This window comes from Nocardioides sediminis, from assembly GCF_003047295.1.
GTDB classification, from domain to species: domain Bacteria; phylum Actinomycetota; class Actinomycetes; order Propionibacteriales; family Nocardioidaceae; genus Nocardioides; species Nocardioides sediminis.
In genome coordinates this window covers 759518-780020 of the sequence record NZ_PZYZ01000001.1, presented here as the reverse complement: position 1 = coordinate 780020, position 20503 = coordinate 759518, and the positions used below count along the sequence as shown (strand labels likewise).

The following is a 20503-nucleotide window of genomic DNA, read 5'->3' as shown; positions in this document are numbered from 1 at the left end:
GCGTCGGGCGCATGCGGACGCTCATCGCCGAGGACCTCCTGCTGCTCCTGCTCGACGACGAGAAGGGCACCGTCGCTGCGTCGGACAAGGTGCAGCCGCTGCTCGGAGGGGCGCTGCTGCTCGAGCTCGCGATGGCCGAGCGGCTCGAGGTCGCGGAGCGGACGAGCCGGTGGAGCACCGCCAAGGTCGCCGTCGTCGACGGGCCGACCCCCGACGACCCGCTCCTGGTCGACGCGTTGGCCGTGGTCGCCGAGAAGCCGCGTCGTGCGCAGGACCTGGTGAACCGGATCGGCAAGGGGCTCAAGGACCGCCTCCTGCACCGGCTCGCCGACCGGGGGCTGGTCGAGCGGCGGGAGGGCAGGGTGCTGGGGCTCTTCCCGCACACCACGTGGCCCGCGACCGACGCGCGGCACGAGCAGCAGGTGCGCGCGCGGCTGCACGACGCGCTGGTGGTGGGCCTCACCCCGGACGAGCGCACGTCGGCGCTGGTCGCGCTGCTCGCGGCGATCGATCACGCGCACAAGGTCGTCGACCGGAGTGACGTCCCCGCGCGGGACGTCAAGAGGCGCGCCAAGGAGGTCGCCGAGGGCGCGTGGGCGGCCGACGCGGTCAAGGACGCCGTCGCGGCGGCGCAGGCCGCGATCGCGGCGGCGGTCACGGCGGGCGCCGCCGCGACCGCCGCCTCCGGGAGCTGAGGCTCGTCAGCTGAAGTCGAGGTCCCCGGTGCGCGACCGCTTGAGCTCGTAGAAGTAGGGGAACTTCGCGACCGCGACGCAGCCGTCCCACAGGTCCACGGCCTCCTGGCCGCGCGGGATCTGGCTGAGCACGGGGCCGAAGAACGCGGCGCCGTCGAAGTGGATCGTCGGGGTGCCGACCTCGTTGCCCACGGCGTCCATGCCCTCGTGGTGCGAGGCGGCGACGTCGCGGTCGAGCGAGGTGTCGTCCATCGCGTCGACGAGGTCGGCGTCCATGCCGGCCTCGGCGAGCGCGGCCACGACCATGTCGCGGTCGAGGTCCTGCTTCTGCAGGTGGATGCGGTTGCCCATGGCGGTGTAGAGGTCGATCAGGCGGTCGTTGCCGTGGCGGTCCTCGGCGGCGATGCACACCCGGACCGGCCCCCAGGCCGGCTCGAGCATCGTGCGGTAGTCGTCGGGGATGTCCTTGTCCTTGTTGAGGTAGGCGAGGGACATGACGTGCCACCGGACGTCGATGTCGCGCTGCTCCTCCACCTCGAGGATCCACCGCGAGGTGATCCAGGCGAACGGGCACAGGGGGTCGAACCAGAAGTCAGCCTTGGTCATATCGGACTAACCAGCCACCGGGCCGGTCGATTCCCGTTGACGTCGGGTGGTTGGATGACCGCCATGCCTGGAACCAACCTCACCCGGGACGAGGCCGCCACCCGCGCCGCCCTCCTGGACGTCACGTCGTACGTCGTCGACCTCGACCTCACGACGGGCGACAAGACCTTCGCCTCCACGACCACCCTCGCGTTCACCTGCCGGGAGCCCGGCAGCGCGACCTTCGCCGACCTCGTCGACGCGACGGTCCACGAGATCACCCTCAACGGGCGGTCGCTGGACCCGGCGACGGCGTACGTCGACAGCCGCATCGCGCTGGACGACCTGCAGGCCGAGAACACCCTGGTGGTGCGGGCCGACTGCACCTACAGCAACACCGGCGAGGGCCTGCACCGCTTCGTCGACCCCGCCGACGACCGCGTCTACCTCTACACGCAGTTCGAGGTGCCGGACGCCCGGCGCGTGTTCACCACCTTCGAGCAGCCCGACCTCAAGTCGGTGTTCACCTTCACCGTGACCGCCCCCGAGGGCTGGAAGGTCGTCTCCAACGCGCCCACCCCCGAGCCGGTCGGCCAGGGTGACGGCAAGGCCCTGTGGACCTTCCCGGCCACCGAGCGGATGTCGACCTACATCACCGCGATCGTGGCGGGCGAGTACCACGAGGTGCTCGACACCTACGAGGGCAAGTTCGGCAAGATCCCGCTCGGCCACTACTGCCGCCAGTCGCTGGTGGAGTACATGGACACCGACGTGCTCGTCGAGCTGACCAAGCAGAGCTTCGAGTTCTTCGAGGAGAAGTTCGACTTCCCCTACCCGTTCCACAAGTACGACCAGCTCTACGTGCCGGAGTACAACATGGGCGCGATGGAGAACGCCGGCTGCGTGACGCTGCGCGACGAGTACCTCCCCCGCTCGCGCCAGTCCCGCTCGTTCTTCGAGTTCCGCGCCTCGGTCATCACCCACGAGATGGCGCACATGTGGTTCGGCGACCTGGTGACGATGAGGTGGTGGGACGACCTCTGGCTCAACGAGTCGTTCGCCGAATGGGCCTGCTACTGGTGCGAGGCGGAGGCGACGGAGTACACCGACGCGTGGACCGGCTTCGCCAACGCCCGCAAGCAGACCGGCTACCGCGCCGACCAGCTGCCCTCGACGCACCCGATCGCGGCCGACAACGTCGACCTGCACGCCGTCGAGGTCAACTTCGACATGATCACCTACGCCAAGGGCGCGTCGGTGCTCAAGCAGCTCGTCGCGTGGGTCGGTCTCGACGCCTTCGTCGCCGGCATCCGGCAGTACTTCAAGGACCACGCGTTCGGCAACACCGAGTTCTCCGACCTGCTGGCCGCGCTGGAGAGGTCGTCGGGCCGCGAGCTCACCTCGTGGGCGCAGGAGTGGCTCCAGACCGCGGGCGTCAACACGCTGGCCCCGTCGTTCGAGCTCGATGCCGACGGCCGCTACTCGTCGTTCTCCGTCACCCAGACCGCGCACCCGGACTGGCCGACGCTGCGCCGCCACCGCCTCGGGATCGGCCTCTACGACGAGGTCGACGGCAAGCTGGTCCGCCGCGAGTACGTCGAGGTCGACGTCGAGGGCGCCTCGACCGAGGTCGCCGAGCTGGTCGGCAAGGACCAGCCGGCACTCCTGCTCCTCAACGACGAGGACCACGCCTACGCCAAGATCCGGCTCGACGAGCGGTCGCTCGCCACCGTGATCGAGGGCCTGGCGCGCATCGAGGACTCGCTGGCCCGGGCGCTCATCTGGGGCGCCACGTGGGACATGACCCGCGACGCCGAGATGGCCACCTCCGACTGGCTCCGCCTGGTGCTGGCCAACATCGGCCAGGAGACGGACGCCTGGGGCGTCACCAAGATCCCCGGGTCCACGGCACTCGCCGTCAACCGCTACTCCGCCCCCGCTCACCGCGACGCCCTCAAGGCCGAGTGGGAGCAAGGGCTGCGCGGGCTGCTGCTGGACGCCGAGGCCGGCAGCGACCACCAGCTGACCTTCGCCCGGGCCTACGCCTCCGCCGCCCGCAGCGACGCGGCGTACGACGACCTGCGCGGCCTGCTGGACGGCTCGTTCACCGTCGAAGGCCTCGCGGTCGACCAGGACTTCCGTTGGGAGCTCATCACCGCGCTGGCCCGCGGCGGTCGCGTGGGTGACGCCGAGATCGACGCCGAGCTCGGGCGCGACAACACCATCTCCGGCAAGGAGAAGGCCGCCGCGGCCCGGGTCGCGCAGCCGACGGCCGAGGCCAAGGCCGCCGGCTGGTCGGCGATCCTCGACCCGGCCACCCCCAACGAGACGTCCCGCGAGATGGTCTTCTCCATCTTCCGCTCCGACCAGGACGAGGTCGTCGCGCCCTACGTGGAGAAGTTCCTCGAGGCCGCGCACACGGTCATCGACACGCTGGGCTTCCACAAGGCCTCGGTCGTGCTCGAGTACGGCTTCCCGCTGGCCGTCGGGTCCCCGGAGGTCGTGGCCCGTCTCGACGAGTGGCTCGCCGCCTCGACCGACGCGCCCACGGGTGCGGTGCGCTACGTGGGCGAGGCCCGCGCCGACATCGCCCGGGCGCTGGCCGCGCAGGAGCGCGACGCCCGCTGATCGTCGTACGACCTCACTGCCAGGGCGGTGAGCCAGCCACGTCCCGCAGTGCCGGGACGGTGGGTGGCTCACCGCCCTTGCTGCGTGTCGGGCGTGACACGCCGCTCCGGCGGTGGCCCAGCCACAGTCCGGGCGGCGCAGAAGGTGGCCTGCTCACCGCCAGAGGGCAGCGCTCGTCGGACGGCGGTCAGCCGCCGGCGTGCAGGGTCTGCTGGGGGCGGGCGTGCTCGGCGAGCATGGCGATGCCGCGCTTGAGTCCGCCCACGAAGTCGCCCGCGGCGAAGTCGGTCTGCAGCTGGAGGATCGCGAGCTCGACCTCACGGTCGGTGAGGTGGCGGCGCACCTCGGAGCCGGTCACGACCTCGATGGCACGGGCGCCGGGGTCCACCAGCAGCAGGATGCTGCGTGCGGGGGCCACGAGGCTGGCGTGCAGGCGGCGCGCGTAGTCGTGCGGGTCGCCCTGGGAGCCGCCGATGAAGACCGAGAACTCGAAGCGGCACAGCAGCTCCGCGGACCGGATGGCGCGGTCGATCTCGGCGCTCTCCCGCGAGGTCAGCTCGCGGGAGAGGCTGTCACCAGCTGCCACGGGCTCCGCCGGTCTCGTCGGCGTGGGCGCCGGCCTCGATCTCCTTGGCACCCTGTCGCGGGCCGCCGAACCACTGGTCGTCCGCGCTGCCGGGCATGAGCTTCTCGCCACGGACCAGGGCAGGCAGGTAGGTGAGGCCCACGATCACCACGAACAGGAGCAGCGGCACCCCGGCGAGGAGCAGCAGGGCGTAGAGCATGTCGACGTCGTCGGGGTTGCTCCATCCCTCGGGGACGTCCGCGCTCGCGGGAGCGGCGAGTCCGGCGGACGCGAGCACGACGGAGGCCGCCGCAGCGCGGGCCAGGCGGCGCTGTCGCCGACGGACGGGGGTGCTGGACGAGGGCTCGGACGTGATCACGAGGGACACGATATCGGCTCCGCTCCGCGCGCTCTCAGCCGTCCTCCCGTCGGATCGGTCACATGCCGCCGCGGGAAGTTGGGTTGGGCGCTCAGATCGCCATACTGGCCCGATGCTCTCGCTCAACGATCCCTGTGCCGAGGACGCGGCCATCTGCAGCTTCGTCTACCGCGAGACCGACAGTACGACGGCCGCCAACATCGCCGACTGGGTGGTGGGCAAGCCGCTCGCGCTGCTCGGGATCGCCCTGCTGGGGCTGGTCATCCGGTGGCTCCTGCACCGCCTCATCGACCGGCTCGTCCTGAAGGCGGAGAAGGGCGTGCTGCCCAACCGCCTCAGCCGCGCAGTGGCCGGCGGCAAGGTGGCCACCGCCCACAAGAGCCAGGAGGTCGCCGGCGCCACCCGACGCGTGCAGCGCGCCCAGACCATGGGGAGCCTGCTCAAGAGCATCGTCACCGGCATCATCCTGGCGATCGTCGTGACGATGATGCTCAGCGAGATCGGGGTCAACGTCGCGCCGATCATCGCCAGCGCCGGCATCCTGGGCCTCGCGATCGGCTTCGGCGCCCAGAGCCTGGTCTCGGACTTCCTCTCCGGCATCTTCATGATCTTCGAGGACCAGTACGGCGTGGGCGACGAGGTCGACCTCGGCGAGGCCGTCGGCACGGTCGAGGCGGTCAGCCTGCGGGTCACCCGATTGCGCGACGTCAACGGCACCGTCTGGTACGTCCGCAACGGCGAGATCCTGCGCGTCGGCAACATGAGCCAGAACTGGGCGCGCACGGTGCTCGACATCAGCGTCGCCTACGGCGAGGACATCGCCCGCGTGCAGCGGGTGCTCGCCGACGTGGCGCACGACCTGTGGGACGACGAGGACTTCAAGGGCCGCGTGATCGAGGAGCCGTCCGTGTGGGGCGTGCAGGACCTGAGCGCCGATGCGGTCGTGCTCCGGGTCGCCCTCAAGACCGCCCCGCTCGAGCAGTGGGCGGTGGCCCGCGAGATGCGCCAGCGGATCAAGGCCCGCTTCGACCTCGAGGGGATCGAGATCCCCTTCCCCCAGCGCGTCGTCTGGATGCGCTCGCCCGAGCAGGAGCCCGAGCAGCCGCAGGTCGACGTCGACGCGGCTCCCGCCGCGGAGGGTCCGGCCCAGGCCGAGGGCCCTGCCTGACCCACCCAGACGCACGTCGGCCCGCCCGGGTCCCCGGGCGGGCCGACGTGTGCGTGGAGCCGGCTCAGGCGAGCGCGGCGTCCAGCGTGATCGTGGTGCCGGTCAGCGCCTGGCTGACGGGGCAGCCCGCCTTGGCCGCCTCGGCGAGCTCGACGAACGTGTCGTTGTCGAGCCCCTCCACGACGCCGCGCACGGTGAGCTTGATGCCGGTGATGCCGGTGCCGGGGGTGAACTCGACCTCGGCCGAGGTGTCCAGCGCGGTGGCCGGGGTGTCGTTCTTGGCCAGGCCGTTGCTGAAGGCCATCGAGAAGCACGCCGAGTGGGCGGCCGCGATGAGCTCCTCCGGGCTGGTCTTGCCGTGGGGCTCCTCGGTCCGCGCGGGCCAGCTGACGTCGTAGGTGCCGAGCCCGGAGGACTCGAGGGTGACCTTGCCGGCGCCCTCGAAGAGGGTGCCCTCCCAGTGAGTGGTCGCGGTGCGGGTCGTGGGCATGTGTGCTCCTGGTGTGCATCGGGGACGTGGGACGGTGCGAGTCTTCCACGTCGTCGCCGGCGCCACCCCGGCTCATCCACCCGCCCGGTGCGGCCCTCCCGACCGGGCCTCGGCACAATGGCGTCGTGAGCACCTTCTACGACGAGATCGGTGGCGAGGCGACGATCCGCCAGATCGTGCACACCTTCTACGAGGGTGTGGCGCAGGACGAGGTGCTGCGGCCGCTCTACCCCGAGGAGGACCTCGGGCCGGCGGAGGACCGCTTCGCCATGTTCCTCGTGCAGTACTGGGGCGGACCGACGACCTACTCCGACCAGCGCGGACACCCGCGGCTGCGGATGCGGCACGCGCCCTTCGCCGTCACGCCGCTCGCGGCCGAGCGCTGGCTGGTGCACTTCCGCGCCGGGCTCGACGAGGCGGACCTGACGCCCGACCAGGACGCGCGGTTCTGGGACTACGTCACCCACGCCGCGCAGTTCATGGTCAACACGATGCACTGAGCCCGCCGGGGCTCACGCCTCGAGAGCGGCCGTCATCGCGGCCCGGTGCTCGGGCCCCGGGTCCACCGAGCGCCCGGTGACCGGGTCGAAGCACACGAGCACCACCCGGGCACGGGAGAGGACCGTCTCGCCGTCGCGGATCTCGGACTCCACCGTGAACGAGCGCGTCCCGACGTGCGTGACCCGCGACCACACGTCGTACGGCTCGGGGCGGAAGAGGATCGGCACCTTGTAGTCGACGTCGGTCTGGGCGACGACGACCCTGATGTCGCCGGCCCCCGGGAGGTGCTCGACGAGGTCGGCCATCAGCGGGATGCGGGCCTCCTGGAGGTACTCGAAGTACTTCACGTTGTTGACGTGGCCGTAGACGTCGACGTCGGAGAAGCGGACGTGCAGGGCGAAGTGCCCCGGCTCCCACGCGGTCACCGGCGCGATGCGCGCGCTCTTGGGACCGCTCTCCTCCACGAACGGGGCGAGGACGTCCTTCTCCTCGGCCGTCAGGCGGCGTGGGCGCTCGGTGGCGAAGACGTACGGCGTCAGCACGGTGCTCGCCCGCACGTACGTCGTCCGGGTGCCGCTCTCGTCCTCGTCGAAGATCTCGTAGGCCATGGTGAAGCTGGCGGCCCGGACCTCGGTGACCCAGCACTCGATGCTGACGGGCCCGAACCGGAACGTCAGCGGCGCGAGGTAGCTCACCTCGTGGCGCACCACGACGACCCCCTCGGCGAGCTCGTCGGCCCGCCGGTCGGGGGCGTGGGTGCGCAGCATGTCGACCCGGGCCTCCTGGAGGTAGTCGACGTACACCACGTTGTTGACGTGGCCCAACAGGTCGAGGTCGGCCCAGCGGAGGGGGCACTCGTAGCGGTGGCGCACGAGGACGATCGTCGCAGAGTCGCGCCCGGGTCCCGACACCCCCGCATGACCCAAGCCACACGAGAACGTGTTCCACCTCTTCGCCGGCCCGTCTAGTGTGAGCGGCGCGACACCCGACCGCCCCGAACCAGATCCGGAGTTCCACATGCCCGAGGCAGTGATCGTTTCCGCAGCACGCTCCCCCATCGGCCGCGCCAACAAGGGGTCCCTCAAGGACTTCCGGCCCGACGACCTGAGCGCCCTGATCGTCAAGGCGGCGCTGGACAAGATCCCCGGCCTGGACCCGAACACCGTCGACGACCTCTACCTCGGCTGCGGCCTCCCGGGTGGCGAGAGCGGCAACAACATGGGCCGGATCGTCAACGTGCTCAACGGCATGGACGCCGTGCCGGGCGCGACGATCACCCGCTACTGCGCCTCCTCGGTGCAGACCACCCGCATGGCCTTCCACGCCATCAAGGCCGGCGAGGGCGACATCTTCGTCTCGGCCGGCGTCGAGACGGTGTCCCGCTTCGCCAAGGGCACCTCGGACCACATCCCGCACACGGTCAACCCGCGCTTCGACGAGGCCCAGTCGCGGACCGCGAAGACCGCGGAGGGCGGCGTCGACTGGCACGACCCGCGCGAGGACGGCCTGCTCCCCGACGCCTACATCGCCATGGGCCAGACGGCCGAGAACGTCGCCCGCCTCCGCGGCCTGTCCCGCCAGGAGCTCGACGAGTTCGGCGTCCGCTCGCAGAACCTCGCCGAGAAGGCCATCGCCGACGGCTTCTGGGCCCGCGAGATCACGCCCGTCACGACCCCCGACGGCACGGTCGTGTCCACCGACGACGGCCCGCGCGCCGGGGTGACCCTCGAGGCGATCTCCCAGCTCCAGCCGGTCTTCCGTCCCGACGGCGTGGTCACCGCCGGCAACTGCTGCGCCCTCAACGACGGCGCCGCGGCCGTGGTCGTCATGTCCGACACCAAGGCCGCCGAGCTCGGGCTCACGCCGCTCGCGCGCATCGTCTCGACCGGCGTCTCGGGCCTCTCCCCCGAGATCATGGGGCTGGGCCCCGTCGAGGCGACCAAGCGTGCGCTGGCCCACGCCGGCATGAGCATCGGCGACATCGACCTCGTCGAGATCAACGAGGCCTTCGCCGCGCAGGTCGTGCCGTCCTACCAGGACCTCGGCATCGACATCGACCGCCTCAACGTCAACGGTGGCGCCATCGCCGTCGGCCACCCCTTCGGCATGACCGGGGCCCGGCTGCAGAACACGATGCTCAACTCGCTGGAGTGGCACGACAAGTCCACCGGCCTGATCACCATGTGCGTCGGCGGCGGCCAGGGCATGGCCCTGATCCTGGAGCGCCTGGGCTGACCCGACCCCCGGTCCGGCCGTCCCGCGGACGGTGTTCGTCTGCACGGCCGGACCGGGATGGTTAGGGTCGTGGCCGAGCGGGGACCATCGGGTCGCCGTGACGCCGTACAAGGAGTAGCCGCATGCCCCCCGCACCCCGCGAGCCGCGCTGGCTCGACGCGGACCAACAGCGCTCGTGGCGCGCCCTCGTCATCGGGTCGACCCTCCTCATGGATCGCCTCGACGACGACCTGCGCCGGGCGTTTAACATCTCCCTCACCGAGTACGAGATCCTCGTCCGGCTCTCCGAACGACCGGGACGCGCGATGCGGATGGCCCAGCTCGCCGACGCGCTGGCCCACTCGCGCAGCCGGGTGACCCACACCATCGACCGGATGGAGCGGGCGGGGTACGTCGTCCGCGGCAGCACGCCCGAGGACGGTCGCGGCATCGTGGCGACCATGACCGACCGGGGCTACGAGCTCCTCAAGGAGGCGGCGCCGCTCCACGTCGAGGGCGTCCGCTCCTACCTCGTGGACCGGGTCGAGGACGACGACTTCGCCGCGCTGGGGCGGGCGATGGACTCGGTGACCGACAACCTCATCAGCGCCCACCCGGAGATGGAGCTGCGCGACGGCGCGACCCGCTGAACCCGTCCCGGCCACGGGACGCCGACGGCCCGGCACGCTCTGCGTGCCGGGCCGTCGTGTCGAGTGCCGGACGGGGTGGCCCCGTCGCGGGCTCGTCGCGCGTCAGTCGCGGGTGAGGCGGCGGTGCGTCACCCGGTGCGGGCGGGCCGCCTCGACGCCGAGGCGCTCGATCTTGTTCTCCTCGTACGACGCGAAGTTGCCCTCGAACCAGAACCACTTGGCGGGGTCCTCGTCGTCGCCCTCCCACGCGAGGATGTGGGTCGCGACGCGGTCGAGGAACCACCGGTCGTGCGAGGTGACCACGGCGCAGCCGGGGAAGTCGAGCAGCGCGTCCTCGAGGGCCGAGAGCGTCTCGACGTCGAGGTCGTTGGTGGGCTCGTCCAGGAGCAGGACGTTGCCGCCCTGCTTGAGGGTCAGCGCGAGGTTGAGGCGGTTGCGCTCACCACCGGAGAGGACACCGGCCTTCTTCTGCTGGTCGGGCCCCTTGAAGCCGAACGAGGCGACGTAGGCGCGGGAGTTCATCTCGAAGTTGGCGACCTTGATGAAGTCCAGGCCGTCGGAGACGACCTCCCAGACGTTCTTGTTGGGGTCGATGCCGCCGCGGCTCTGGTCCACGTAGGACAGCTTGACCGTCTGGCCCACGACCAGCTCGCCGGCGTCGGGCTCCTCGGACCCGGTGATCATCCGGAACAGCGTGGTCTTGCCGACGCCGTTGGGGCCGACGATGCCGACGATGCCGGCACGGGGCAGGGTGAACGAGACGTCGTTCCACAGGGTGCGACCCTCGAAGCCCTTGACCAGGTGGCGGGCCTCGAGGACCACGTCACCGAGCCGCGGGCCCGGCGGGATGTTGATGTCGGCCGTGTCGATCTTGCGGGCCTTGTCGGCCTCCGCCGCCATCTCCTCGTAGCGGGCCAGGCGCGACTTGCTCTTGGTCTGGCGGGCCTTGGCGTTGGACCGGACCCACTCCAGCTCCTTCTCGAGCATCTTGGCGCGCTTGGCGTCCTTCTGCCCCTCGATCTTGAGGCGCTCCTTCTTGGTCTCGAGGTAGGTCGAGTAGTTGCCCTCGTAGGGGTGAGTCTGGCCCCGGTCGAGCTCGAGGATCCACTCGGCGACGTTGTCGAGGAAGTAGCGGTCGTGGGTGATGGCCAGGACGGCGCCGGGGTAGGACGCCAGGTGGCCCTCGAGCCACTGGACCGACTCGGCGTCGAGGTGGTTGGTGGGCTCGTCGAGGAGCAGGAGGTCGGGCTGCTGGAGCAGCAGCTTGCACAGCGCGACCCGGCGGCGCTCACCACCGGAGAGGTTGTCGACCAGCACGTCCGGCGGCGGGCAGCGCAGCGCGTCCATGGCCTGGTCGAGCCGGCTGTCGAGGTCCCAGGCGCTGGCGTGGTCGAGGTCGGTCTGGAGGTCGCCCATCTCGGCCAGCAGGGTGTCGAAGTCGGCGTCGGGGTCGGCCATCTGCTCGGAGATCTCGTTGTAGCGGTCGAGCTTGCCCTTGATCTCGCCGACCGCCTCCTCGACGTTCTCCAGGACGGTCTTGCCCTCGGTCAGGGGCGGCTCCTGCTGGAGCATGCCGACCGTCGCCTCGGGATCGAGGATCGCATCGCCGTTGTTGGGCTGGTCGAGCCCGGCCATGATCTTGAGCAGTGAGGACTTGCCGGTGCCGTTGGGTCCGACGACGCCGATCTTGGCGCCGTGGAGGAAGGAGAGGGTGACGTTGTCGAGGACGACCTTGTCACCGTGGGCCTTGCGCACGTTGCGCAGCGTGTAGACGTACTCAGCCATGCGCCTGAGCCTACGGGTCGGGACGCCCGACCGGAGAACCGGTGGACGCCCGGCGACCGGCCGCCCCGGAGCCGGAGCGGCCCCGGGCGGTCCGTCGCTCAGGCCGCCTCGGAGCCGGCCTCCTCCACGGCGGCCGGAGCCCCGACCCGGTCACCACCCGTGCCGGCCAGGATCTCGCCGGTCTCCGGGTCCACGTCGACCGGGACCGGGGCCCACGGGTCACCGCCCACGGGCCGGTCGTCCTGGCGGGCCGGCTTGGTGTAGAGCGAGGTGCCGTGGGCGAGGTCGTGGCCCACGGAGGTGGCGGTGACGACGAGCTGGGTGCTCGACGTGCCGTCGTCGCGGACCCAGACGTCCGACTCGAGCCGTCCGCTGATGAGGACCGGGTCGCCCACGCGCAGCGACTCCTTGACGTGTCCGGCCAGCCGCCGCCACGCCTTGACCTGGAACCACGTGGTGGTGCCGTCCACCCACTCGTCGTCGGCCTTGCGCCGGCGTCGCGGGGTGTTGGCGACGCGGAAGGTGGCCAGCGCCTGGCCGCCGGCGTCGTGCAGCTGCACCTCGCTGCCGACGCGGCCGCTCAGCGTCACGTAGGTCTCGTTCATGGGTGTGCCTCCTCGGGCCGGGCGGCGGGTCCGCCCTCGTGCACCCAAGGCTGCGGACACCCACCGACACCCCGCCGTACGACGCACACGCGCTGTGGAGGGCAGGGTGGCACGGCGGTCCTGTGGAGACCCACCGGCCCGGGAACGAGCCCCCGGATAGGCTCCGGCGGCTACTTCAGCGCCGCGGCCAGGCCCTCGCGGACCGTCGTGTAGGAGGCGAGCTCGGCCCGGATCGGCTGCACGACGATCTCCTCGGAGACCTCCGAGATCGCGTCGCGCAGCCGCTTGTCCGCCGCACGGGCGCGCCGCTTGGCAGTGAGCGAGACGAGCACGCGGCAGACCAGGGCCAGCAGCACCCCGACCGCGATCCCGCCCAGCAGCATGATCGTGGGCACCGGGATGCCGAGGTACTCAGGCGTGCTGGCGCCGTCGAAGCCGAGGTAGGCCGCGCCGAAGAGCGCCCCCAGCCAGACGAAGCCGGCGAGCGCGGTCAGGATCAGCAGCCACTGCAGCACGCGCACCAGCCCGGCCCAGGCCGGGATCCGGTCCGCGCCGAGGTCGGTGGACGCCACGGCCCGGTCGAGCCGGTCGCCGAGGTCGGGGAGCCGGGAGACCGAGGCCTTGCGGATCGCCGAGGTCCACGCGGGCGACATGCCCTCGGACACCTGGTCGGCGAGCGCACGCACCTCGGTGTCGACGCGGGCGCGCTGGACACCGGTCGCCTGAGGCACCGACGTGCGGGACGCGCCGGTGAGCTCCTTGCCCGCGGACCCGAGGTCGAGGTGGAGGCGCTTGAGCGGGTCGGGCTTGAGCTTGGAGAACCACGCCACGACGGGCCAGCCGGTGGCCCGGTTGGCGCGCATCCGGGTCGACTTGTCCACGGCCCGCACGACCGTCGGAACGCCGGCGGCGTCGGCGAACGCGTCGTCGAGGGCGGCGACCCGCTCGGAGGACAGCGATCGGCCGGCAGCGGTGCCGGTGGCCTCCTGCACCCGCTCGGCGGCGCTGCGGAGGTCGGCGGCGAGCCGGGCGCGGGTGGCCTTCTTCTCCGCAACGCGCTCGGCGATGGCGGCCTTGAGCTCGGGGATCCCGGTGCCGTGCCGGGCGCTGACGGCCAGCACCGGGACGCCGGCCAGCCCGTCGGCCTCGAGCAGGCGGCGCACGTCGGCGACCATCCCGTCGCGGCGGTCCTCGGGCACGGTGTCGATGTGGTTGAGGACGACCAGCATCACGTCGCGGTGGGCCGACAGGGGCGCGAGGTAGCGGTCGTGGATAGCCGCGTCGGCGTACTTCTGGGGGTCGAGGACCCACACCAGCATGTCGGCGAGCTTGACGAGCCGGTCGACCTCGAGGTGGTGGGACACCTCGGTCGAGTCGTGGTCGGGCAGGTCGAGGAGCACGACGCCCTGGAGCTGGCCGTCCTCGCGCCCGGTCGAGAGCATCGAGTCGCGGGTGACCTGGTGGCGTGCGGGGATGCCGAGCCACTCCAGCAGCTCCTCCGCGCCGTCTCGGCCCCAGACGCACGCGGTGGCCCACGAGGTCGTGGGACGGCGCACGCCGACGGCGGACAGCTCGAGCTCGGTCAGCGCGTTGAAGGTCGACGACTTGCCCGAGCCGGTGGCGCCGGCCAGGGCGACGACCGTGTGCTCCGCAGACAGCTTGAGCCGGCTGGCGGCCCGGTCCACGACGGCCTGGGCGTCATCGAGGACGGCGTCGTCGACGCGGCCCCGGGCACCGTCCACGGCCTGCTCGAGGCCCTGCACGCGTGCACCGATGTCAGAACTCCGGGAGACCAGCTTCTTGGCCCCCTCGAGCAAGGACGACATGTTCTCCCTCGACGGCTACGGGACGGATCGGGCCCCACCCTATGCGTCCGGGGTCAGGTCCCCTGCGTCCGCACCCTGCGGGGTGACCTCCGACGCGCCGGACCGGCTCGCGGCGAACCGCAGGTCGTCGACGCGACGCGACGCCGTCCGCAGCTTGTCGGGCGTCTCGGGGGAGATCTCGAGCCGGTCGAGCAGGTCGACGTAGCGGCGGCGCTCCTGCTCGAGCAGGTCGTTGACCTTGAGCTCGAGGTCGCGCCGGGCCCGCTCCGCCAGCGACCGCACGGCCTGGTCGCCGAAGACGGCCTCGAGGAGCTTCTGGCCCAGCACCGCCGAGCCGCCGGCGATGCCGGCCTCCGCCCCGGTGACGCCGGCGGTGTGGGCGAAGACGACGACCATCAGCGCCACCGACAGCCCGTTGACGCCGAAGGCGAGGAACCGGGCCGTCGACCGCTTGTCGGCGCCCTCGGTGCGGACCATCTCGAGCACGTCGGCCTGCCAGTCGCGCACCGCGCGCTCGGCGCGGCGGCGGAAGTCGCGCGACGCACGGCCCAGGTCCTCCCCCGCGCTCCTGAGGAGCTCCTGCCCGGCGGAGGTGGACTGCCACGAGGCCTCGGCGCGCTCGGCCGCGGCCTCGGCGTGCTCGAGGATCAGGGTCTCGAGCCCGGACTCGACGGCGACGGTGACCCGCTCGGCCTGCTGGGGCTTGCCCTTGACTGCGTTGACGACGCGGTCGCGCAGCCAGCCCACCCGCGTCTCGAGCGACTTGAGCAGCTCGCCGGTGCCGACGAACTCCTGCCACCGGGCGAGCACCTCGCCCCGGAGCAGGGTGCCGTCGGCGGACGCCTCGGAGACCGAGGCCACGGCCTGGTCGTAGGAGCGGTTGACGTCCTCGCGCAGCCGGCGCACCGCGTCGACCTGCTCGGTCGCGGCGTCCGCCACCGAGTGGGTACGCCGCGACAGCGTGCGGATCGCGCCCTCGAGCGTCTGGCGCACCACGGCGGAGCGGGCCTCGGCGTCGGCGGCCAGGGAGTCCAGCCAGGCGCGGATGTCGGCCACCGACTCCGCGGGCAGCAGCCCCTCCTCGGTGACCCCTCCCTCGGTGACGACGAAGAGCGGGGAGTCCTTCAGGCCGCGGGAGGCGAGCATCCGGGCCAGGTGGGTGGAGACGGTCTCGACGGCCTCGGGCGGCGTGCGGTCGAGCACGATCGCCACGGCGGCGGACCGCTCGGCGGCCTTGCGCAGGAACTCCCACGGGACCTGGTCGGCGTACCGGGCCGCGGAGGTGACGAAGAGCCACAGGTCCGCGGCGGCGAGCAGCTGGGCGGCCAGCGTGCGGTTGCGCTCCTCCACCGAGTCGATGTCGGGGGCGTCGAGGATCGCCAGTCCGGCCGGCACCGACTCGGACGGGACCAGCTGGAGCGCGTCGGGGTCGTTGGTGCTGCGCGAGACCCGCTCGAGCTCGGGGAGCAGGCGGTCCTGGCCGAACCAGTGGGCGTCGGAGGGGTGGTGCACCAGGACGGGCGACCGGGTGGTGGGCCGCAGCACGCCGGGTTGCGTGACGCGGCTGCCGACCAGGGAGTTGACCAGGGTGGACTTGCCGGCGCCGGTGGAGCCGCCGACGACGGCGAGCAGCGGCGCGTCGATGGTCATCAGCCGGGGGATCGCGTAGTCCTCCAGCTGGTCGACCATCTCCGCCCGGGACTGCCGCTGCTCCTCGGCCATGGGCAGCTCCAGCGGCAGCTGGACCTCCTGGAGGGCGCCGCGCAACCGCACGAGCGCGGTCAGCATCTTGGTGCTGTCCGCGCTCTCCTGGCGGGACTGGAGCTCGGTCATCGGGTGGGTACCACCTGTCCGGGGAAGGCAACGTAGGGGCGTACGGCGTTGAGCTGCTGGACGTGCTCGTGACCTCGCTCGGCGAAGTCACGCGGCGCCGTGCCGCGAAGGTATCGGTGGTGGAGGTAGGCGAGCTCGATGGCGGCCGCCTGGTAGTCACGCATCGCGCGCTCGGCCTGGGGTCCCCCGCGCTGCCGGGCGAAGGCCCGTGCGTGGCGGCGCGCCCGCAGGTCGACCAGCCAGGGGATGTCGGTCATTGGGATCAGCCCGCGCTGCGCGGCGTCCTCCAGCGCGGCCCGCATCATCCCGCGCTCGGACCGGCGCCGGTAGAGGGCGAAGGCGACGAAGGCCACGAAGGCGGGCATCATCAGCGTCCCGTAGACCACGAGGAAGCCGCCGGTGCCGTCGATCGTCGAGGAGTTCCAGAGGCTGTGCGTGACCACGGCCGCGACGTAGCCGAGCACCGGCAGCAGCAGGCGCAGGGACGCGGTGCGCGACGTGACGGCCAGGCCGACCCCGACGCCGATGAAGGCGGTGAACAGCGGGTGCGCGAACGGGCTGACCAGGCACCGCATGACGAAGGTCGCGGTCAGCGCCTCGGTGCCGCCGGGACCGAGACCGTCGGTGCCGTCGTACGCCGCCGCCAGGTAGAGGAGGTTCTCGGTGAAGGCGAAGCCGATGCCGACCATCCCGGCGTAGACGATGCCGTCGAGGACGCCGTCGAGCTCGTGGCGGCGCCACCACAGGAGCAGCACGAGGAAGGCACCCTTGGTGAGCTCCTCGGTGACCGGCGCCCAGACCGCGAGGGTCTCGGTGCTGCTGGACCCGCCGGCCATCCCGATGCCCTGGAACACCAGGGCGGCGGCGGTCGCGACGAAGGCGCCCCACAGCAGCCCGGCCAGCAGCAGGGGCCGGGGCTCGGGCTCATAGCGGTCCAGCCACATGAAGCAGCCCACGAGCGGACCGACGGGGAGTGCCGCCAGGAGGGCCGCGAGGGCCAGCGACCCCGGGGCTCCGGAGAGGGCGATGACCACGGCCATCACGATCGCTCCCAGCAGGACCGACGCGGCGACGACGAGCGTGAAGGCAACGCTGTCGCGACGTCGTCTCGGCATGTCCGGCAGCCTAACGGAGCACCCCCCTCGCCCCCGCGTACAGTGAGGCGGGTGAGCGAGGAGCACCCGACGGAGACCGACGTCGTCACCCCCGAGACGGCAACCCTGAGCACCACCGAGGGCACCAGCGAGCTGGCCACGGAGTCCCACGACCCGGCCGTGCCCGCGGCGTACGCCGCCTTCATGCGCACCGGGTGGGGCGAGCGCGAGCTCGACGTCCCCCGCCACCCGGTCACCGAGCACGCGGCCCGGCGCCGTGCCGCCCTCGCGGCCGCCTTCCCTGGCGAGCGGCTGGTGCTCCCGGCGGGCACCTTCAAGGTGCGCGCCAACGACACCGACTACCGCTTCCGTCCGGACACCGCGCACACCTACTTCTCCGGCAACCAGACCTCGGACGCGGTGCTGGTCATCGAGAGCGGTTCGGACGGAGTCGGCGAGGCGATCTTGTACGCCCGGCCGCGGTCCGAGCGCGACACCGACGAGTTCTTCCGCGACCGTCAGTACGGCGAGCTGTGGGCCGGCCGTCGTCCCTCGGCGCGCGAGATCTCCGACTCGCTCGGCATCGAGGTCCGCCACGTGAAGGACCTGCCGTCCTTCGACGACGACCGCAAGACGCGCGACATCACCAAGGACGAGGACCTCGCCCGGGTCGCCGACGAGCTGCGCCTGGTCAAGGACGAGTGGGAGGTCGCCGAGCTGCAGGAGGCGTGCGACATCACCACCCTCGGCTTCGAGGACTCGGTGCGCGAGTGGGACCGCGTCCTCGAGCACGGCGAGCGCTGGATCGAGGGCACCTTCTTCCGTCGCGCCCGCGCGATGGGCAACGACATCGGCTACGACTCGATCGTCGGCGGCGGGTCGCACGCGACGACCCTGCACTGGATCGACAACACGGGACCGATCACGCCCGGTGAGCTGGTGCTGCTCGACATGGGCGTGGAGGGCCGCAACCTCTACACCGCCGACGTCACCCGCACGCTGCCGGTCGACGGCCGGTTCACCGCGGTCCAGCGCGACCTCTACGACCTGGTGCACGCCGCCCAGCAGGCCGGCATCGACGCCGTCCGCCCGGGCGTGCCCTTCCTGGCCGCCCACAACGCCGCCATGGAGGTCATGGCCCACGGGCTCGCCGACCTCGGCCTGCTGCCTGTGTCGGCGCAGGAGGCGCTCGACCCCGAGTCCAAGGTCTACGCACGCTGGACGCTGCACGGCACCTCGCACATGCTCGGCATGGACGTCCACGACTGCGGCCGCTCGTCGGTCGACGTCTACCCCAAGGGCGACCTCGTCGAGGGCATGGTGCTGACCGTCGAGCCGGGCCTGTACTTCCAGGAGGACGACCTCCTGGTGCCCGAGGAGCTGCGCGGGATCGGCATCCGCATCGAGGACGACATCCTCGTCACCGCCGACGGCTCGCGGAACCTGTCCGCCGCGCTCCCCCGCTCCTCCGCGGAGGTCGAGGAGTGGATGGGCCGGCTGCGCGGCTGACCTGCCCGGGATGGACTGCCACCACTACGACGCCCACCGCTGCCGCTCCTGCACCCTGCTGGAGGTGCCCCGCGCGCGGCAGCTGTCCGACAAGGAGGCGCACGCGCGGTCGCTGGTGCCCGCCCCGCTGTGGCTGCCGACGTTCGCGGGCCCGGAGTCGGGCTTCCGCAACAAGGCCAAGATGGCCGTCGGCGGCACCACCACGAGCCCGACACTCGGGATCCTCGACCGCACCCGGACCGGGGTGGACCTGCGTGACTGCGGGCTGCACTCCCCCGGGATGACCGCTGCGCTCGACGTGGTCGCCGCCTTCGTCATGCGCGCCGACCTCACGCCGTACGACGTCGCGACGCGCCGCGGGGAGCTCAAGCACGTGCTGCTCACCGAGTCGCCGGACCGCGAGCTGATGCTGCGGCTGGTGGTCCGCTCGACCGCCGACGAGGCGCGGATCCGCAAGCACCTGCCCTGGCTGCTGGCGGAGCTGTCGTCCCTACGGGTCGTCTCGCTCAACGTGCAGCCGACGCACGCGGCGGTGCTCGAGGGCGAGCGCGAGATCGTGCTCACCGACGCCTCGAGGCTGCCGATGCGGTTGGCGACGGGCGTCACGCTGCGGCTCGGCCCGCGGGCGTTCTTCCAGACCAACACCCTCGTCGCCGAGGCGCTCTACGAGCAGGCCCGGACGTGGGTCGACGCGCTGCCGGACGTGCGCACGGTCTGGGACCTCTACTGCGGCGTCGGCGGCTTCGCGCTCCACCTCGCGAGTCCCGGCCGCCAGGTGCTCGGCGTCGAGGTCTCGGCCGACGCGATCGAGGCGGCCACGGTGACGGCCGCCGAGCTCGGCGTGGCCGCGGAGCTCGTGGCGGCCGACGCGACCACGTGGGCGTTGGCCCAGGCCGCCGCGCCGGACCTGGTCGTGGTCAACCCGCCCCGGCGCGGCATCGGCGCCGAGCTCGCGGGCTGGCTGGAGGCGTCCGGCGTGCGCCACGTCGTCTACTCGTCGTGCAACGCGGAGTCGCTGGCTCGCGACCTCGCGCTCATGCCGTCGCTGCGGCCGGTCGAGGCGCGGGTGCTCGACATGTTCCCGCAGACCACGCACTACGAGGTGCTGGTGCTCCTCGCCCGGTGACGGGTCAGCCGCGACGGACCTTGGGACCCTTGGCCAGGTTCTCGTCGCCGATCGTCCCGGCGCGGTGGGCATCGTCGGCGAACACCACGACCTGTTCCGTCCCGTCGGCAGCGGCCACGGTCTCGAGGGACGCGATGCCGGCGCCGACCTGGACCCACCGAGGAGCCCCGAGGCAGGCCGTCGGGATCGTGATGACCGCGCGGGCGGCGGCACGGTCGCTGACGGCGCGCAGCCGCCGGCACTCGACGGCGCGACCCCGGCGCGTCATCTCCACCTTCGGCCGCCGACCGAGGTCGTCCGTCTCCACCTCGAACGTGCCCGCCGGGGTGCGCACCTGCAGGAGCGCGAAGTAGTTCCTCGACCGGCCGAGCTCGCGGAGGTCGATGCGCACGCGGAGGCGCGAGCCGGCGTGGGCGACGACGGTGCGGACGACGTCCGCGGTCAGGTTCTCGGGGGCAGGCAGGAGGTTGTCCAGGTCGTCGTCGCCCTGCTCCGTCGGTCCGAGACTCACGACGTCCCCAGCGGCATCTGTCGTCCCGACCTTCTCCGCGTGCGCGGCGACGGGCGCGAACAGGACGGCGGGGAGGGCAGCGGCGAGCAGTCGGAGCCCGAGGCGAGAGATCATGCCGCGCACCCTAGGCAGGCCCCGACCTCCTTGTGACGGGAACCACGGAATCCGCCTGATGCCGCGCCGGTTGTGCCAGGCGTGCGAGCTCCCACGACCCTCCCCACCACGGTGGGTGACCTGCTGACGCAGCGTCGTGCCGTCGACCTCGTGCGCACCGGGAGCGCGCTCTGTCGCTCCCCCCGCGCCGTCGACTGACCCTCCTGCGTCCCTCGGCACCCGCGA

20 protein-coding genes are annotated in these 20503 nt (G+C 72.1%); 9 read left to right on the top strand and 11 right to left on the bottom strand.

From position 1 onward, the window contains the following. Positions 1-11: 11 nt before the first annotated feature. Entirely contained in the window at positions 12-695 is a 684-nt protein-coding gene (locus tag DAI17_RS03780) for a GOLPH3/VPS74 family protein (protein ID WP_107771510.1), read from the top strand. 6 nt (positions 696-701) lie between these two features. Here the strand turns inward: DAI17_RS03780 and DAI17_RS03775 are convergent, their stop codons facing one another. Then, on the bottom strand, positions 702-1301 hold the full coding sequence (locus DAI17_RS03775) for a mycothiol-dependent nitroreductase Rv2466c family protein (protein WP_107771509.1): 600 nt from the start codon (positions 1299-1301) through the stop codon (positions 702-704). A 63-nt stretch (positions 1302-1364) separates the two neighbouring features. Here DAI17_RS03775 and pepN point away from each other — a divergent pair, with 63 nt between their 5' ends. Then, entirely contained in the window at positions 1365-3908 is a 2544-nt protein-coding gene (pepN, locus tag DAI17_RS03770; RefSeq protein ID WP_107771763.1) for an aminopeptidase N, read from the top strand. 187 nt (positions 3909-4095) lie between these two features. Here pepN and DAI17_RS03765 read toward each other — a convergent pair whose 3' ends face one another. Beyond that, positions 4096-4494: a DUF5130 family protein gene (locus tag DAI17_RS03765; protein ID WP_159081338.1), complete on the bottom strand. Its 399-nt coding sequence runs from the start codon at positions 4492-4494 to the stop codon at positions 4096-4098. Continuing rightward, positions 4481-4852: a hypothetical protein gene (locus DAI17_RS20860; protein ID WP_159081337.1), complete on the bottom strand. Its 372-nt coding sequence runs from the start codon at positions 4850-4852 to the stop codon at positions 4481-4483. The genes DAI17_RS03765 and DAI17_RS20860 overlap by 14 nt, the downstream gene beginning before the upstream one ends. Positions 4853-4964: 112 nt before the next feature. Here DAI17_RS20860 and DAI17_RS03760 point away from each other — a divergent pair, with 112 nt between their 5' ends. After that, positions 4965-6020: a mechanosensitive ion channel family protein gene (locus DAI17_RS03760; protein ID WP_107771507.1), complete on the top strand. Its 1056-nt coding sequence runs from the start codon at positions 4965-4967 to the stop codon at positions 6018-6020. Between the two features lie 64 nt (positions 6021-6084). Here DAI17_RS03760 and DAI17_RS03755 read toward each other — a convergent pair whose 3' ends face one another. Then, on the bottom strand, positions 6085-6510 hold the full coding sequence (locus DAI17_RS03755) for an OsmC family peroxiredoxin (RefSeq protein WP_107771506.1): 426 nt from the start codon (positions 6508-6510) through the stop codon (positions 6085-6087). 125 nt (positions 6511-6635) lie between these two features. Here DAI17_RS03755 and DAI17_RS03750 point away from each other — a divergent pair, with 125 nt between their 5' ends. Next, the gene (locus DAI17_RS03750) at positions 6636-7010 is read left to right on the top strand and encodes a globin (RefSeq protein WP_107771505.1); all 375 of its coding nucleotides are present in this window, start codon (positions 6636-6638) and stop codon (positions 7008-7010) included. 12 nt (positions 7011-7022) lie between these two features. On the opposite strand, the gene DAI17_RS03745 is transcribed toward DAI17_RS03750, so the two are convergent. After that, the gene (locus DAI17_RS03745) at positions 7023-7883 is read right to left on the bottom strand and encodes an acyl-CoA thioesterase (RefSeq protein WP_234412159.1); all 861 of its coding nucleotides are present in this window, start codon (positions 7881-7883) and stop codon (positions 7023-7025) included. Between the two features lie 145 nt (positions 7884-8028). Here DAI17_RS03745 and DAI17_RS03740 point away from each other — a divergent pair, with 145 nt between their 5' ends. Together DAI17_RS03740 and DAI17_RS03735 are read left to right on the top strand one after the other, a co-directional pair. Continuing rightward, positions 8029-9246 (top strand): acetyl-CoA C-acetyltransferase, encoded by a 1218-nt coding sequence (locus DAI17_RS03740; protein WP_107771503.1) that lies wholly within the window; start codon positions 8029-8031, stop codon positions 9244-9246. Between the two features lie 122 nt (positions 9247-9368). Beyond that, positions 9369-9875 (top strand): MarR family winged helix-turn-helix transcriptional regulator, encoded by a 507-nt coding sequence (locus DAI17_RS03735; protein WP_107771502.1) that lies wholly within the window; start codon positions 9369-9371, stop codon positions 9873-9875. A gap of 102 nt (positions 9876-9977) precedes the next feature. On the opposite strand, the gene ettA is transcribed toward DAI17_RS03735, so the two are convergent. From ettA to DAI17_RS03710, 5 genes are all read right to left on the bottom strand, one after another. Continuing rightward, entirely contained in the window at positions 9978-11660 is a 1683-nt protein-coding gene (ettA, locus tag DAI17_RS03730; protein ID WP_107771501.1) for an energy-dependent translational throttle protein EttA, read from the bottom strand. A gap of 98 nt (positions 11661-11758) precedes the next feature. Then, on the bottom strand, positions 11759-12265 hold the full coding sequence (locus tag DAI17_RS03725; RefSeq protein ID WP_107771500.1) for a single-stranded DNA-binding protein: 507 nt from the start codon (positions 12263-12265) through the stop codon (positions 11759-11761). Between the two features lie 170 nt (positions 12266-12435). Continuing rightward, positions 12436-14091 (bottom strand): GTPase, encoded by a 1656-nt coding sequence (locus DAI17_RS03720; protein WP_107771499.1) that lies wholly within the window; start codon positions 14089-14091, stop codon positions 12436-12438. A 39-nt stretch (positions 14092-14130) separates the two neighbouring features. After that, the gene (locus tag DAI17_RS03715; protein ID WP_234412158.1) at positions 14131-15924 is read right to left on the bottom strand and encodes a dynamin family protein; all 1794 of its coding nucleotides are present in this window, start codon (positions 15922-15924) and stop codon (positions 14131-14133) included. Further along, a complete protein-coding gene (locus tag DAI17_RS03710; RefSeq protein ID WP_107771498.1) occupies positions 15921-17039 on the bottom strand; it encodes a PrsW family intramembrane metalloprotease in 1119 nt (372 codons plus the stop codon). The genes DAI17_RS03715 and DAI17_RS03710 overlap by 4 nt, the downstream gene beginning before the upstream one ends. A gap of 51 nt (positions 17040-17090) precedes the next feature. Here DAI17_RS03710 and DAI17_RS03705 point away from each other — a divergent pair, with 51 nt between their 5' ends. Continuing rightward, positions 17091-18527 (top strand): aminopeptidase P family protein, encoded by a 1437-nt coding sequence (locus DAI17_RS03705; RefSeq protein WP_234412156.1) that lies wholly within the window; start codon positions 17091-17093, stop codon positions 18525-18527. 10 nt (positions 18528-18537) lie between these two features. Next, positions 18538-19653, top strand: coding sequence for a 23S rRNA (uracil(747)-C(5))-methyltransferase RlmC (gene rlmC, locus DAI17_RS03700; RefSeq protein ID WP_107771497.1), 1116 nt, complete (start codon positions 18538-18540; stop codon positions 19651-19653). 4 nt (positions 19654-19657) lie between these two features. On the opposite strand, the gene DAI17_RS03695 is transcribed toward rlmC, so the two are convergent. Next, on the bottom strand, positions 19658-20278 hold the full coding sequence (locus DAI17_RS03695; RefSeq protein WP_107771496.1) for a hypothetical protein: 621 nt from the start codon (positions 20276-20278) through the stop codon (positions 19658-19660). Between the two features lie 72 nt (positions 20279-20350). Between DAI17_RS03695 and DAI17_RS21760 the strand changes: the two genes are divergently transcribed. Continuing rightward, entirely contained in the window at positions 20351-20476 is a 126-nt protein-coding gene (locus tag DAI17_RS21760) for a putative leader peptide (protein ID WP_407669665.1), read from the top strand. Positions 20477-20503: the final 27 nt, after the last annotated feature.